Origin of the sequence: Allolucifera butyrica, assembly GCF_900476375.1 — a bacterium.
Classification (GTDB): Bacteria; Bacillota; Negativicutes; order Sporomusales; family UPPP01; genus Lucifera; species Lucifera butyrica.
The window spans coordinates 20,363-35,451 of sequence record NZ_UPPP01000088.1 but is presented as its reverse complement, the minus strand read 5'-3'; the positions used below and the strand labels follow the sequence as shown (position 1 = coordinate 35,451).

Sequence of the window (15,089 nt, the reverse complement as noted above, 5' to 3'; positions counted from 1 at the left end):
TATACAAGTAAGACTTTTCATAAAAAGCTTGTTGATGCAGAGATGACACAAAGCATGTCCAGGGTTTCAAGATGCATAGACAACGGTCCCATGGAAGCATTCTGGGGAATGATGAAATCAGAGATGTATTATCTAAAAAAGTTCCGTTCATACGATGAGTTGGAAGATGCAATCAGTGAATACATATCGTACTACAATAACCATCGTTATCAAAAGCGACTGAACTGTATGGCTCCGCTAGAGTACAGACAGTATCTTTTGAGTACAGCTGCATAAACAATGATGCCAACCATAATTCAGTTGGCATCATAAAAATTTTTGTTTTTTTACTGTCTACTTGACAGGGGGCACTTTATTCAACCGTCACCCTGTCTTTTTAGATTTCTTCGGAAAATTGTCTTAATATGTGAGCTATAGAACTTAATTCTTCAATGCTGGCTGAAATTTCCTTAATTTTGGACGCTTGGCTTTCTAATACCGTATTGGAGCTATTAAATCGATTATAGATTTCATTAATTGAATTCTGAATGTTTTGAAGTATAGTATTTATTTGTTTGATGGAATCACTGCTTGATTGAGAAAGTTTTCTTATTTCATTCGCAACAACGGAAAATCCTTTACCTTGTTCACCGGCTCTTGCTGCTTCTATGGCCGCATTTAAACCGAGCAGGTTGGTCTGACCTGCAATATTACCAATAAATCTTAGAACATCATCGGTTTCTGTTGCTTCTGTTTTTGTTTTTTCAACGAAACTTCCGATATCGGAGTTGGTTTTAGATATATTTTCTATATTTGAGGACATTTCAATTACGGTATTATTAATTTGGGACAACGCTTCCGATAAGTCTTTGGACATGTTCGTTATTTTCATTTTTTTGCTTAAACTTTTTCCAATTACGATGGTGCCTGCAATTTCATCATTTTCAAATACGGGTACACCCATTGCTTTGACGGATACTCCAAATACATGCTCAGGTACTAGAATTGAAACAGGCTTTTTTTGTTTGAGACATTCGTAAGCAGCGCAACCGACAGGAATTTTATCACCGGTTTTTGATGATAGCCTAATATTTTCACTATTTTGCACAAGTAAGAAGTTTTCCGTGTTGGATATGGTAAATATTAATTCATCTTCGAAATAATGTTTAAAATAGGGAATCAAATTGTAGAATGATTCAATTAGTTTATTATCACTTAGACTGTTAATCATTACGATTCCTCCCGTATAATTGCCTAATAATACATTGTTTGATAATAAATTTGAAAATCTTGTAAAAGGTATAAAAGTTTAGGCAAAAATGAGTTCGTCGCCATTGCCTAAATAACTGTTCCACTTGCTTCCATTTCTTGCAGTTCCTTTAATAACAGGTAAATTGGCTTGGATCATTTTTTCCACAGCTAAATAACCGGTGCAATGATTAGAAGCGATTTTTTCGATGCCGTAATCTCGAAGCGAAAGGATGAAAGCATCATATTGAGGTTCCAAGTTCTCGAAAGGCGAAATATGTAGTCCTCCCTGGATACCATATATTTTCTCTCCGCCGGCAATAGTTTCTTTTACATACTGTAGAAAAGAGATAATACCCATATGGCAGCAACCCGTAATAAGAACAATCCCTTTGTCTTGGATATTAAAGAGGAAGGCTTGTTCGCCGAATACCCGGCAGATAATCGGTACATCAAATGTTACTAAAGCTGCGCCGGGGAAAAGCTGAGTTACTTTGCCTGAGTCTAAGACCGTGATTTTACCAGTGTGGGGATAAGCATTCTTTACGTTAGCTTTGAGAAATGCTTTTCCTTGTAATAAGTCAAAACCTTCTTGATAAAATCCCCGGGGAACGTAAATGGGGATGTCCGGATAATACTTGGTAGTGGCCTCGATGCCCCAGAAATGGTCGAAGTGTTCATGGCTGCAGACCATGAAATCAATTTCTTTCCGGGTCAACATTTTGTCGATTCCTTCTTCCTGGAAACGCTTCTCCATCCAGGAAGGATTCCAACCTGTATCTAGCAGAATTTTTTTCTTAGAGCCGTCTAACAGTTCGACTTCGATGAGGGTGGAAAAACCGCCCGCATTGTTCCCTTTATAACCTTCTTTGACTCCCGTATCCGTCCAGGGAATTTCGTACTGGCTTATCGACATGCCGCCAGCTTTCTCAATATCACTAAGCAGAACCTTGTTGTTGAACCAGCCTGTTTCGGATATCACCTTAACCTTAAGGCCTTTGATCCGGCCGATATCGATTTTCGTCATATTATCTGTGGACATAAGTAGATACCTCCTTAATTTTGCTAAGCATAACTGCGATTTTACGTAAAAGGCCACTTGCCATACAATCGATAAATTAAATCCCTTGAAATTTTGGCCCTTCCTTATTTCTGACGTTCAATGATAAGTTGATTGCCAATGCCTGGAAAATCCTGCAACAACCGGATCGATTTAAAAGGGGATGCAGGCTTTGACAAAGAAGTATATTTATGTTTTTCAACTAGGTAATCCGAATAACCAATTTTAATTGACTTGGGAGGGGAACAATGAATTTTATATACACCGACGGCCGTAATCAGGACTTTGTTAAGCTGTGCCGGTTATTAGATGACTATCTTAATGAAATTGCAGGGGGAGAAGAAAAACGGGCCCAGTATATTCAATACAACACTCTTGAGGATATACATGATGTAGTTTTAGTCTATGATGAAGAGAATCCTGTCGGATGTGCGAGTTTTAAACTTTATCAAAATGGGGTAGCAGAGGTTAAACGTGTCTTTTTAAAAAAAGAGTATCGAGGAAAAGGGATTTCAAAACAGTTAATGAGTTTATTAGAAAAGCGTGCCAGCGAAAAAGGCTTTTGCAAATTGGTTTTAGAAACGGGTGCACCTCTAGTTGAAGCGATTGGATTATATAACCAAATAGGTTATTCGGTAATGGAAAACTATGGACAATATAAAGAACTCAAAGACTCAATTTGTATGCAAAAGCATTTATAGTCTTAGTGTTAAACGTAAACCTGCACATAGTGTTTGTTCGCTTCAAATTACATCATTAATCCAGTATCAATAGGTAAGTATTGAATAACCAAATTGTTTCCAATCACTATAGGAACCAAACTGAATCCAGCCAAATTTATTATCAGTCGTTGCCACATATAGCCAAAGAACGGGGGCCGGAGGCAGCTTACCGGTTAACTTAGCCCACATAGGAATATCCAGACGCTGTTCTTTATAGAAGCTTGTACCTTCAATTCCTTCGGCCGGCACATTAAGGACGGTATTGTTATACCATGCGAGACATTCACCGCCGCCAATATAGCTCATTAGATAAAAAGTGTCACCTGGTTTTAAGCCGGATTGCTCTTTCAAAACTTGAACGGATGAGTTCGCCGGAAAAGTATGATAATCAGCAGTAATTAAGGTAACCGGCTCACCGGGCTGAACGGTTTTTATGACTTGGCTGTTTAAATTCTTGAACGCATAAATTTTGATTGGATTTTTAGGAGACATCTTAAGATTCTTGAAGAGTGGGTTTTCATGGTCGCCAGGCCAAGAATTATAGTAAACAAGCATTTCGGGCGGTTTGGTATTCGTGGAGCCAGCTTCTTCAGCGAGGGAAATGCTGATGTTTGCCAGGCTAAATATTAGTGCAAAAATCAACAAAGCCCGTTTCGTATGACAGTTAATACATTTATGAATATATTCCATGGTAAGCTCCAAATTTCTATTTTTAGGATATAATTCCTGAAGTATGCTAAATATCCTTTCGAAATTAATAGTTCTGTTCGCCTGTTGAACCTGAATAAGGTAAATAAGAATATCATGTATATTGACATGCATGCCTGGAAATGTTATATTTAAAATGAAATATATTTCATAACAGGGGTGACTATGGTACGACCATACAAAGAACGCCGTATAGAACAGATACCTGCAATCACACACTACAAGCCGGCGGGAGTTCCCATGCGGAATGTGGAAGAGGTTGTAATTAGCCTCGAGGAAATGGAAGCTTTACGACTCTTCGATATTGAACAGATGAGTCAAGGTGCGGCGGCGGAAAAGATGGGTATTTCTCATTCTACTTTCCACCGGTTAATTAATAAAGCTCATCAAAAGGTAGCAGCTGCGCTATGGCAAGGGAAAGCTCTTACGATAGAGGGCGGTTCATACCGTCTGGACCATCCGCATAAAAATGAATTACGACATTTTATTTGCAAACAATGTAGCCGCGAATGGGATGTACTTCACGGTGCGGGGCAAAGCGGTATGGATATGCAATGCCCGAATTGCGAATCTAGGGATATTATGCGGCAAGGATAATATTTTTTTGTCGTTATTATGAAATATATTTCTTAATCTATATCTCTTTGCTAACATTTTTTTGATTTGATTATGAAATATATTTCGTAAATTTTACGAAGGGAGGTGAAACCTATGCCAAGAGGAGATGGAACCGGACCTTGGGGTACCAGACCCTTTGGCCGCGGCCGCGGAGGCTGCCCGGGATTTGTCCGTGGCTTTGGTTTTGGTCGTGGTATGCGAGGCGGTATCGGGCGCGGTTTTGAATTCGCCGGCAACCCCGCCGTAAACCCGGATGTGCTGGAAGACCAGGCGGCCCGGCTGGAAGAGCAAGCAGCTTATCTGCGCAACTTAGCAAAACAAAACCGTAAAGCCGAGTGACCGGAGGAGGGATCGATGTGTTTGTCAGCATTGCCAGCGGCAAGGGGGGCACCGGCAAGACTACGCTGGCCCTGCTGCTCGCCGCTGCTCATAAGCAGATAACATTAATTGACTGTGACGTGGAAGAACCTAACTGTCATTTATTTCTTAAACCAACCTGGGAAGGAGAAGGGAAGGAGGTGGCCGTCATGGTTCCCCGTATTGACGCCGACCGATGCAACGGTTGCGGGGCCTGTGCAGATCTCTGCCTGTTTAACGCCATTGCGGTCGCCGGGGATAAGGCCCTGGTGTTCGATGAATTGTGCCATAGCTGCGGCGGGTGCCTGCTGGCCTGTCGGCAGGGTGCGATCGCGGAAGACAGAAAACCGGTCGGCGTCATTACTTCCGGGATTTCAACGACAATTCCCGGCCTTCGGCTTGTAAGCGGTGCGCTGAATGTCGGTGTGCCGAGCGGCGTACCGCTTATCAAGGCTATTAAACAGAAGGCGATGTCGCTTGGCGGCGATGTTATTTTCGACTGTCCGCCCGGCACCTCCTGTTCTATGGTCAATGCCGTCAGAGACAGCGACTTTTGCATCCTGGTCACGGAGCCGACGCCTTTTGGCCGGCATGATTTGGAGCTGGCCATGAATATTGCCGGTCTCCTCCGGATACCGACCGGTGTGGTGATTAATAAGAGCGATGGGGCCGGCGACGAAAGTGTCGAAGAACTTTGCCGCGACCGCCGGATTCCGGTATTGGCTAAAATTCCTCACAGTCTTTCCTTTGCCCGGCAATATGCCGCCGGCATAATATCCGACGAATTTCGCGCCGTTGCTGCCGGTATTTGGCGGCAACTCAGGCAGGAAAGGAGTGCGGAAGCATGAAAGAATTAGTCGTCGTCAGCGGCAAGGGCGGTACCGGTAAGACCAGCATCAGCGCCGCGCTTGCCTTTCTGGCGCCGCAAAAGGTGATCGTGGACTGCGACGTGGACGCTGCCAATTTTCATCTGGTTAGCGGCGCGGTTATCCGGGAAACGCATGAATTCAAAGCGGGATTTGAACCGTATATCGACAAGGATACTTGTATCAACTGCGGCCGGTGCACCGAACTTTGCCGTTTTAGCGCCATTACCGCCGGCGTCGTTACTACGCCCTTAAATTGCGAGGGATGCGGCGTTTGCGCTTTTAATTGCCCGGCTCATGCTATCAGCATGAAGGAAAAGCAAGCCGGACACTGGTTTATCTCCGATTCCCGGTTTGGAAAATTGATCCACGCCGAGTTAGGACTTGCCGTCGAGAATTCCGGCAAACTGGTCAGTAAAGTGCGGCAAGAGGGAAAAAGGGTTGCGGAAGCTCAGCATCTTCCGCTAATCATCACCGACGGTCCTCCCGGCATTGGATGTCCGGCGATCGCCGCTCTGTCGGGCGCCAATTTAGCTCTGGCCGCAGTGGAACCATCCTTGTCCGGCATACATGACTTGCAGCGATTGGCCGATTTAACCGCGCATTTTCATTTACCTATGGCGGTATGCATTAATAAAAGTACGCTGCATCCGGAAAATACACAGCATATCATAAGCTGGTGCCATGACCGGGAAATTTCCGTTGTTGGCCAACTCCCCTACAGTGACAGTTTTCGCACTGCTGTGCAGTCGGGAAAAACCGTATTGGAAGTGGCGGATACCGCTGCCCGGGAATGCATAACTGAAATGTGGCATAGTATCGCGAAACAGCTGAATATTCCAGCGACTAAAAGCGGGATTCCTTTTTTCCGGCGGTCTCTTAACCCATTTCACTGAACTATTTCGCGGTAATTTCAGACCATAAGGATAGGATATAAGAATAACGAACAGAAAGCGAGGAAAGTGTTATGAAAATTGCCATTACAGCCCACGGCCAGGACCGTGAGGCACAGGTCGACTCCCGGTTCGGCCGGGCTGACTATTTCGTCCTCTACGACCAAGAGAAAGATACCTGGGACTGCCTGCCGAACACCCAAAATCTTGAAGCGGCCCATGGGGCCGGTATCCAGGCGGGTCAATTCTTGTTAAAAACCGGTGCTAAGGTGCTGATCACCGGCCATGTCGGACCCAAAGCCTTTAAGGTGCTTGATGCCGGAGAGGTTAAGATGTATTCATTCGGTGACATGAACGGCGATGTAAAAGACGCCCTGGCGGCCTTCCTGGCAGGAAAACTTGCCACCGTCACCGTGCCCAATGCATTGGATGTAAAAAGATAATCAAAACTGGCGGACGATTTATATTGTAGAACAAATGACTTGTTACTTCCAAAACAGAGCTTGCTTAAACAACAGAAAGGTGCTGATTTGTATGAAAATTGCCATTCCCTTAGCCGGAGGAAAACTTTGTGCTCATTTTGGGCACTACCAACAATTTGCTATCATTACAGTTGCCGGCGGCAAAATTGCTAAACAGGAGACCCTGACCCCGCCGCCCCATGCGCCCGGCGTCATCCCCAACTGGGTGGCGGACCAGGGCTGTACTGATATTCTAGTCGGCGGCATGGGCGAAGCAGCCCAGGAGATTTTCCGCCAGCGCGGTATAAAAGTTTTATGCGGCGCGCCTTCCGACAAACCGGAAAACCTTGTCACCCTCTATCTGAGCGGCGAACTTGTCGATGCGGGCAATGCCTGCGATCACGATCATGAGGGCCATAGCTGCAGCCACTAGACAGGTAATAAGGCGCATCAGGAATAACCAGGTGCGCCTTATACATACCTAAATAAAAGGAATAATTTTGGAACAAGAGTTGACAGAAAAGACCTGTAGACAGAAAAGACCTGTAGACAGAAATCAGGGGCAGTACGCATCACGGAATAGGGGTACGCTATAGTATCGTTGGAAGAGGCTAGTATAGAGCTATTGGGGGTGATCTGATGACCGAAGAGATTATACAGAAATTGCGGGAGCGGGGATGTAAAATTACGCCGCAACGTCGAATCGTAATACAATCTTTGCTTAAGCTCGATAAATTTATTACCGCACAAGAGATTTATAGCGATATTAAGCGGGACAACCCGGACGTAGGCTTGGATACCATATATAGAAATCTCAATTTACTTGTCGGCATGGGGGTGGTAAACCAGGTCAATTTACCGGGAAAGGACATAAAGTTATTCAAATTGGCCCTTGGCGAACATCACCATCATTTCGTATGTCTTGGCTGCGGCGAAGCCAATTGCCTCAATTACTGTCCGGTTGACGAAAAAGGCCTACAAATAGAAGTAGGTTCGGAATTTCAGATTGTTGGTCATTCTTTTGAACTGTATGGCTATTGCCGTAAATGCATGACAACCCCAAAATAAGAGAAACAGAAGGCCATACAGAATCAGCAAGATACTATAAGGCTAGATGCTGTAACCGCCTGCTAGTCTCGCAGAATATATAGCATATATCCAGCCATAAAGAAAATTTACTAATTCTTACAGAATAGTTGAAAGTTATATAGATATAGACATATTTGGAATTACAGAAAGGATTTTCCTAAAAAGAAATGAATTTATTTTGAAATACATATAATAACCATTACAACAAAGGGGGATCTTGCGTGAAAAAAGTTCTCAGTATGATTTTAGCAAGTTGCGTGGTAGTATTACTTGGTGCCGGTACACCCGTAAACGCATCTGCGGCTGCAGCAACAGGCGGACTTAGGTATACAATTGCGGTATCCAACTTTGAAAACCGCTCCAACTGGACCGGCCAATACAACCTTGGTGATGCCTATGGTGCGGTGTTGACGGATGTACTAAATCAATCCGGTAAATTTATTGTTTTAGCTGAAAAGGATATGCGGGCTGAAGCTGCCAGCGAAAGTAATTCCAGAGGTACTGCTGCTCAACTGTTGGTTAAAGGCGTTATTACTCATGTGCAAAACACCAGCAGCGGCGGCGGCGGTATCGGCATTGGCGGGTTTATTATTGGTGGTTCTCAGTCCGAGGCCGAAATTAATGTTACTATGTATATTGTTGAAGCGGCTACCGGACGGGTGTTGGCTTCCAAGAGTATCGTCGGTAAATCCAACGGCGGCGGGGTGCTGATTGGCGGCTATGGCAACGGTATCGGCGGTGTATTCGGTAATAAGCATAAGGACAACATGGGCAAGGCGGTGGAAAATGCCATCAGTCAGGCGGCAAAATGGATGACCGATCAACTTCCGAGCATTCCCTGGACCGGAACGGTTGTCCTGAATGACAATGGCAACATTTATATCAATCGTGGTACCCGCGAGGGGGTTACAGCCGGTCAGACTTTTATTATCGGTTCTTCTAAAGTATTGAAGGACCCGACAAGCGGTGAAGTCTTGGATGAAACCATTAATGAAGTGGCAAGAGTACAAGTAGATACGGTGAAAGAAAAAGTGGCCATTTGTTCAGTGATTAGCGGATCTGCCAGTGATATATCTGAAGGTATGCGGGTTATACTGCCTTAATGTAGAAGCATGGGGACATCCTTTTTGCTTCTAATTGGCGGTGTTTCCCAATTATTTTATCGGCAGTAAAAACAAAGGGGCTGTCACACTAACTTCTTAGTGCGACAGCCCCAATTTTTTTCTATTCCAACAACATTCAATCCCCAATTTCCAGCGCCCAAAACCCGGCGTTGCTCCATCTTTTCATAATTTCTTCATATTACCCTGCTATAATGGGAGGAAACCGGCCGGAAGCAGGCAAAATATAAAGACAAAGAGAAGCTGGGGGAAGGGAGGCGGTCAAGGATGCAATACACTGCGCTGATAGTGGATGATGATGAGAAGCTGGCCAGGTTGTTACAGGTATACTTTGAAAAGGACGGGTTTAACACGCTGCTGGCTCATGACGGACTCCGGGCGCTTAAGCTGGCCCGGGAAAATAAACCGGATATACTCATTCTAGACTTAATGCTGCCGGGAATGGACGGCTGGGAAATATGCCGCACCCTCCGGCAGGAAAGCGATGTGGCCATTTTAATGTTGACGGCCCGGGACGAAGAGGCGGACCGGCTGATTGGACTGGAATTGGGTGCCGACGACTATGTAACCAAACCGTTTAGTACTCGCGAGGTGGTAGCCCGGGCCCGGGCCATTTTACGGCGCACCCGTAAAATGGCCGATTCACCGGAAGCGTCGACGGTCCGGGTCGGCAACCTCGTTATTGACCGGCAGCGGTATGAAGTGACGCTGCAGGGTGAGGTTCTGGATTTAACACCGACTGAATTTAAAATTTTGGAGTTACTGGCGGTGAATACAGGCAGGGTGTTCAGCCGCTTGCAAATTGTCGAGAAAGTTCAGGGATTTGCTTTTGACGGATATGAAAGAACTATCGATGCCCATATTAAAAATTTACGCCGGAAAATCGAGGCGAATCCCAGAGAACCGCAGTATATTCAGACGATTTACGGCGTAGGATATAAGTTTACCGGTGACGTGAATGAATAGTATTCTATACCGGATTATGGGCCTGATGTTTCTGTTGATTATGGGCACGGTCCTGCTTTTAACCTATCTGGCCAATGAGCAGATGAACTTTCATTTTCAGCAGTATCTGCTGGCGTATCACATGAATAACGGCGGCCGAGATGTGGTTGTTTATATTACCCGCGACGGGCAAAGTGTTATAATCGGCCGGCCGGAGCAGGATTTTCTGTCATCTATGCACGAATCGCTGATAGGCGTGGGGGCTTTTATTTCGCTCATTGGCCTTTTGACCAGTTATGCGCTGGCCCGGAGCATAACCGTGCCCCTGCGCAAGCTGAGTATGGCCACAGAAGAGATTAAAAAGGGTAATTTTGACCAGAAGGTAGAGGTGGAAAGCCGCGGGGAAGTGGGACAACTGGCCCAGGCTTTTAACCGCATGTCGGCGGCGCTGGCGGAAAATACCCGCCTGCGGCAGCGTCTGCTGGCCGATATTGCCCATGAATTAAAGACGCCGCTGGCGGTGATTCAGGGCAATCTGGAGGGAATGCTGGAGGGGGTCGTCGCCAATGACAAAGAACAACTGGGGTCATTATATGAAGAGACGACTCATTTGAACAAGCTGATTCATGACCTGCGGGATTTATCCCTGGCGGAAGCCGGTCAATTGCAGCTTGATAAAGAACCGGTCGATATCAGTCTCATTGTTACCCGGGCATTGCATATGCTGGAGCCGCTGGCGGAAGAAAAGAAGATTCGTCTGGAATCCCGGCTGGCACCGGTGCCGCCGATATTTGGCGACAGCCGGCGGATCAATCAGGTGCTTTATAATTTATTAGCCAACGCGCTCCGTTATACGCCGGAAAACGGCCTGATTACGGTTACCGTTTCTCCTGAACGGCGCCGGGAACAGGATTGGGTCATGCTGGCGGTGGCCGATACCGGTTCAGGAATTGCGCCGGCGGATTTACCGTGCATCTTTAATCATTTTTACCGGGCCGATACAGCCCGGGACCGGAAAAGCGGGGGGACGGGAATCGGCTTGGCGATCGTAAAGCAATTGGTAGGCGTCCATGGCGGATTTGTGGAGGTAAAGAGCGAAGTCGGCAGCGGCAGTACGTTTTATGTTTATTTACCGGTAAAGGAAACTTGAAAATTCATTGATTTTTTATAACTTGTTCATATTTTCTTCATAATCTTTTGTTACCATGTAAGAAACCAGAAGTTTGGAGGTTGAAGACTATGTATAAGACTATGTATAAAAAGCTGACAGCATATTTTTTGGTTGCCGTTTTCGGTGCTGTGGTTGGCAGCGGCATTACATTGGGTTATAATAACGGCTGGTTGCTCAGGTCGCAACAGAAAGCCATAGCTTCCCTGCAGGGAATGTTGAAGCCGTCAACGGCTCAGGCGCAGGCGGAGCTTTCCGCCAACCGGGATACGGCAGTTGTGAGAGCGGCGGAAAAGGTTGGGCCGGCGGTTGTGGGCATTACCAACAAAGCGTACGCCATGGATCCTTTTCAAGGCAAGACACTGGTGGAACAGGGCGTCGGCTCGGGAGTTATCTTTGATTCCAACGGCTATATAGTCACTAATAATCATGTAGTGGCAGGAGCGGAACAAATCACGGTTTCGCTGGCCGACGGACGGGTAATGCAGGGCAAGGTCCTGGGCGCCGATCCGGTAACCGATCTGGCTGTTGTAAAAGTGGATGCTACGGGATTGCCGACGGCTCAGTTTGGCGATTCCAGTACACTAAGAGTGGGAGAACCGGCAATTGCCATCGGCAATCCCCTGGGGCTGGAATTTCAGGGCAGTGTTACGGCCGGGGTTATCAGCGCTCTCAACCGGTCCATAGAAATCGGCGAACGGAAATTTAAGCTCATTCAGACCGATGCGGCGATCAATCCCGGTAATTCCGGCGGTGCTCTGGTTAATGCCGACGGAGTGGTAGTCGGTATTAACAGCGCCAAAGTATCCGTGCCGGGAGTGGAAGGGATGGGATTTGCCATTCCGATTAATATGGCAAGGCCTATTATAAAGGAACTGATTGCCAAGGGACATATCGTCAGACCGTATCTGGGGGTCGGCGTAATGGACAATAAGAGTGCAGCTGCTTACGGTTATGACCTGCAACTGGCCCGCGGCGTTTACGTGGCGAAAGTGGAAGCGGACGGTCCGGCCGGGCAAGCCGGCATCCTCAAGGGGGATATTATCCTTAGTGTGGCGGGCCAGCAAACCAATACGGTGGCCGATTTGCGGGACGTCGTGGATGCTCAGAAAGTGGGCGAAAAGGTGATCGTTGTCGTTCTAAGGGATGGCGATGAGCATAAAATTCACGTTGTTTTGAAAGAAATGCCGTCACAGCAGTAAAACAGAGCTTACCAGGCTCCGTTAAGCAGAAGGTGCGATGTTTTTAAGAACGTTGTGGCTGCTGTAAGGCGGCCGCAACGTTCTTTTACTGAACCGGAAAAGGTAGAGGATTTTGAGCAACAACAGAGAATGTAGAAATTTGGTACAAGCTGCCGCGGCCGTTTGTAACTGGAAGAGAGGGAAGTTCAATGAAATTGGACCGGGGAGATATTTGCGGCTTAATTGACGCGCTTTGTCTGTCGGAGGATATTAAAGGGACGGATATACCCGCTATGGATTTGTATATGGATCAGCTGATTACTTTTTTAAACGGGAAGCTGCAGTCGTCCAAACGCGAGGCAAACGATAAGATTTTTACCAAAACTATGGTGAACAACTATACCAAAGATGAACTCCTTGTACCGCCTAAGAACAAAAAGTATAATAAAGAACATGTCATGTTGCTGATTCTGATGTATCATTTAAAAAATGTCCTGACTATTCAGGACATAAAGCGGTTGTTTCAGCCCGTCCTGCGGGATATGTCCACAACGGAAGACGATATTATTTCCCTGGAGACGATTTATGATATTTATCTGGAACTGAAGAAAAACCAACTAGACGAATTTAGCAGCCATTTTCCCGAGAAGTGGGAATACATCCGGCAAAAAACGCTGGATATTGAAAATGCCGATAACCGGGAGATGGCAGACTTATTTTTAACGGTTATGGTGCTTATTGCGCAGGCCAATGCGGCGAAACGCCTGGCGGAAAAGATTATTGACCGTTACTTTTAAACGGCATTGATAAGGCTCGATTGGCAGTTCTTACCTGCCAGTGCGGGAGTCCGGCACGCATAGACCTGATAGCGGGAGGGAATGAATAGTTCTAGATCGCTATACGGAGGGAGAACATGCTGGACACGGTATTGATTCTGGCGGCTTCCGCCGGACTGATTTACATCAGTTGTGAGCTGTTTGTCAACGGCATTGAATGGGTAGGGAAAAAATTTAACATCGCCGGCCAGGCCGTAGGGACGGTGCTGGCGGCTTTCGGTACAGCCCTGCCGGAAAGCACCGTTACTTTAGTCGCTGTCGTATTCGGTGCGAATGCCGGCGAAAAAAATATTGGTGTCGGCGCGGCACTGGGCGGTCCGCTAATCCTCAGCACGATTGGCTATGCCGTTATCGGCTGGAGTATGATCCTGTTTCGCCGGCGGCAGGCGTTAAGTTATGCAGTGGATGTAAATGACGATAAACTTAGCGGTGACCAATTGTGGTTTTCCGGCCTCTTTTTTTTGAATGGATTACTGGGGTTAGTCACGTTTCCGGCTAAACGCTGGCTGGGTCTGCTGTTCTTTCTTGCCTACGGAGGATACATCTATAAAGAGATGCATGCCGCCGGCGAAGAAGCGGAACCGGTGGAACCGGAGCCGCTAAAATTTCGGCCCCGCCGGAACGAACCGGAAACGGGCTGGGTTTTGGTTCAGACCGCTTTATCGCTGCTGCTCATATTTATCGGCTCCCAGCTTTTTGTGAAGCGGTTGGAACTCATCAGCGGCCTGCTTAATGTGCCGTCCCATTTTATTGCTTTATTTTTAAGTCCGTTGGCTACAGAACTGCCGGAAATATTAAACGCGCTGATCTGGATCAGGCAAGGCAAGGAGCGGCTGGCTTTGGGGAATGTCAGCGGTTCCATGATGATTCAGGCTACCATTCCCAGCGGCCTGGGCATCTTGTTTACGGCCTGGCGGTTTGACCTTTATCTGATTCTGGCAGCGATAACGGCCCTTTTGTCAATCGCCTATTTATGGCTGACCTTGCGGCGGAGGACATTTTCTGCCGGGCGGTTGTCACTGGCCGCCGTATTTTATTTGCTTTTTGCCGCCATCGTATTTTACGTGCGCTGGACGGGACGGTTTACCGGCTGAGTTTATTTTTATAAAGAGGCGTCGGGAATGAAAGAAACGAACAGGATATGGGAAATTGACTTTCTAAGAGGGATTGCCATCTTGCTGATGGTGGTGTTCCATGCGGTATATGATTTGCGGACTTTTCATTCCCGGCCGCTGGATTATTTGTCGGGTTTCTGGTATTACGAGGGGAAACTGGCGGCTGTTTTATTCATGGTCATATCAGGCGTCTGCAGTACAATAGGCAGACGGAATGTGCGGCATGGCCTGGAGATTTTTGCCTGGGGCATGTTCCTGACGGTAATAACTTATTTTTACGATGCCGGTTCCTACATACGGTTTGGCATATTGCACCTCCTGGGAGTCAGCCTGATGACGGCGCCGCTGGTACGTAAAATGCGTCCGTGGCTGGCTGTCCTGGCCAGTGTGCCGGTGTTGGCCTTAGGCGCCTTTGTTCCATCCATTCCGGTGACTTCCCATTATTTTCTGTCGGTCGGCCTCACCTATGACTCCTTTTACTCTGTAGATTATTATCCCTTGCTGCCGTGGTACGGCATTTTCTTATTAGGCACTGCGGCCGGCAATGTTCTGTATGCCCGTAAACGCAGTCTGCTTGGAATCGAGGCGAGCCGGAGCGGGATTACAAGGCTGGGAAGACATTCTTTAGCCGTTTATTTGCTGCATCAGCCGGTATTGCTGGCTCTTTTATGGGGCTGGTCCCGGCTGTTCTGGCAATAATATCAGTTAAAAAGGGATTGCCT

19 protein-coding genes are annotated in these 15,089 nt (G+C 46.7%); 16 read left to right on the top strand and 3 right to left on the bottom strand.

Going from position 1 to position 15,089, the window contains the following annotated elements:
• On the top strand, nucleotides 1–276 hold a 276-nt coding region (locus tag LUCIF_RS18030), incomplete at its 5' end, for an IS3 family transposase (RefSeq protein ID WP_165866056.1).
• A gap of 100 nt (nucleotides 277–376) precedes the next feature.
• On the opposite strand, the gene LUCIF_RS27520 is transcribed toward LUCIF_RS18030, so the two are convergent.
• The gene (locus LUCIF_RS27520) at nucleotides 377–1,210 is read right to left on the bottom strand and encodes a methyl-accepting chemotaxis protein (RefSeq protein ID WP_122629278.1); all 834 of its coding nucleotides are present in this window, start codon (nucleotides 1,208–1,210) and stop codon (nucleotides 377–379) included.
• Between the two features lie 78 nt (nucleotides 1,211–1,288).
• Entirely contained in the window at nucleotides 1,289–2,269 is a 981-nt protein-coding gene (locus LUCIF_RS18020; RefSeq protein ID WP_122629277.1) for an MBL fold metallo-hydrolase, read from the bottom strand.
• Between the two features lie 266 nt (nucleotides 2,270–2,535).
• Between LUCIF_RS18020 and LUCIF_RS18015 the strand changes: the two genes are divergently transcribed.
• Nucleotides 2,536–2,988, top strand: a complete 453-nt coding sequence (locus tag LUCIF_RS18015) for a GNAT family N-acetyltransferase (protein WP_122629276.1) — start codon at nucleotides 2,536–2,538, stop codon at nucleotides 2,986–2,988.
• Between the two features lie 66 nt (nucleotides 2,989–3,054).
• Here the strand turns inward: LUCIF_RS18015 and LUCIF_RS18010 are convergent, their stop codons facing one another.
• Nucleotides 3,055–3,699 carry a hypothetical protein gene (locus LUCIF_RS18010; RefSeq protein WP_122629275.1) on the bottom strand — a complete coding sequence of 215 codons (645 nt, stop codon included), beginning with the start codon at nucleotides 3,697–3,699 and terminating at the stop codon, nucleotides 3,055–3,057.
• 183 nt (nucleotides 3,700–3,882) lie between these two features.
• On the opposite strand from LUCIF_RS18010, the gene LUCIF_RS18005 reads away from it, so the two are divergent.
• The 14 genes from LUCIF_RS18005 to LUCIF_RS17940 all read left to right on the top strand — a co-directional run bounded on the left by LUCIF_RS18005 (nucleotide 3,883) and on the right by LUCIF_RS17940 (nucleotide 15,066).
• Entirely contained in the window at nucleotides 3,883–4,314 is a 432-nt protein-coding gene (locus LUCIF_RS18005; RefSeq protein ID WP_122629274.1) for a DUF134 domain-containing protein, read from the top strand.
• Between the two features lie 114 nt (nucleotides 4,315–4,428).
• The gene (locus tag LUCIF_RS18000; RefSeq protein WP_122629273.1) at nucleotides 4,429–4,674 is read left to right on the top strand and encodes a DUF5320 domain-containing protein; all 246 of its coding nucleotides are present in this window, start codon (nucleotides 4,429–4,431) and stop codon (nucleotides 4,672–4,674) included.
• A gap of 17 nt (nucleotides 4,675–4,691) precedes the next feature.
• Nucleotides 4,692–5,540, top strand: a complete 849-nt coding sequence (locus LUCIF_RS17995) for a nucleotide-binding protein (protein ID WP_122629272.1) — start codon at nucleotides 4,692–4,694, stop codon at nucleotides 5,538–5,540.
• On the top strand, nucleotides 5,537–6,454 hold the full coding sequence (locus tag LUCIF_RS17990) for an ATP-binding protein (RefSeq protein WP_122629271.1): 918 nt from the start codon (nucleotides 5,537–5,539) through the stop codon (nucleotides 6,452–6,454). Before LUCIF_RS17995 ends, LUCIF_RS17990 begins: the two co-directional genes overlap by 4 nt.
• A 71-nt stretch (nucleotides 6,455–6,525) precedes the next feature.
• Nucleotides 6,526–6,894, top strand: a complete 369-nt coding sequence (locus LUCIF_RS17985; protein ID WP_122629270.1) for a NifB/NifX family molybdenum-iron cluster-binding protein — start codon at nucleotides 6,526–6,528, stop codon at nucleotides 6,892–6,894.
• Between the two features lie 79 nt (nucleotides 6,895–6,973).
• Complete coding sequence (locus LUCIF_RS17980) at nucleotides 6,974–7,345, top strand: NifB/NifX family molybdenum-iron cluster-binding protein (protein WP_207858021.1); 372 nt, start codon at nucleotides 6,974–6,976, stop codon at nucleotides 7,343–7,345.
• Nucleotides 7,346–7,551: 206 nt separating this feature from the next.
• On the top strand, nucleotides 7,552–7,980 hold the full coding sequence (locus tag LUCIF_RS17975; protein WP_122629268.1) for a Fur family transcriptional regulator: 429 nt from the start codon (nucleotides 7,552–7,554) through the stop codon (nucleotides 7,978–7,980).
• A gap of 242 nt (nucleotides 7,981–8,222) precedes the next feature.
• Nucleotides 8,223–9,104, top strand: coding sequence for a CsgG/HfaB family protein (locus LUCIF_RS17970; protein ID WP_122629267.1), 882 nt, complete (start codon nucleotides 8,223–8,225; stop codon nucleotides 9,102–9,104).
• Between the two features lie 285 nt (nucleotides 9,105–9,389).
• Complete coding sequence (locus LUCIF_RS17965; protein ID WP_122629266.1) at nucleotides 9,390–10,088, top strand: response regulator transcription factor; 699 nt, start codon at nucleotides 9,390–9,392, stop codon at nucleotides 10,086–10,088.
• The gene (locus LUCIF_RS17960) at nucleotides 10,081–11,217 is read left to right on the top strand and encodes a sensor histidine kinase (protein ID WP_122629265.1); all 1,137 of its coding nucleotides are present in this window, start codon (nucleotides 10,081–10,083) and stop codon (nucleotides 11,215–11,217) included. Before LUCIF_RS17965 ends, LUCIF_RS17960 begins: the two co-directional genes overlap by 8 nt.
• An 89-nt stretch (nucleotides 11,218–11,306) precedes the next feature.
• Nucleotides 11,307–12,437, top strand: coding sequence for a S1C family serine protease (locus LUCIF_RS17955; protein ID WP_243638758.1), 1,131 nt, complete (start codon nucleotides 11,307–11,309; stop codon nucleotides 12,435–12,437).
• 188 nt (nucleotides 12,438–12,625) lie between these two features.
• The gene (locus LUCIF_RS17950; protein WP_122629264.1) at nucleotides 12,626–13,213 is read left to right on the top strand and encodes a DUF1836 domain-containing protein; all 588 of its coding nucleotides are present in this window, start codon (nucleotides 12,626–12,628) and stop codon (nucleotides 13,211–13,213) included.
• A 116-nt stretch (nucleotides 13,214–13,329) separates the two neighbouring features.
• Nucleotides 13,330–14,346, top strand: a complete 1,017-nt coding sequence (locus LUCIF_RS17945) for a sodium:calcium antiporter (RefSeq protein WP_122629263.1) — start codon at nucleotides 13,330–13,332, stop codon at nucleotides 14,344–14,346.
• A 27-nt stretch (nucleotides 14,347–14,373) separates the two neighbouring features.
• On the top strand, nucleotides 14,374–15,066 hold the full coding sequence (locus LUCIF_RS17940) for a heparan-alpha-glucosaminide N-acetyltransferase (protein ID WP_122629262.1): 693 nt from the start codon (nucleotides 14,374–14,376) through the stop codon (nucleotides 15,064–15,066).
• The last annotated feature ends 23 nt before the right edge of the window (nucleotides 15,067–15,089 follow it).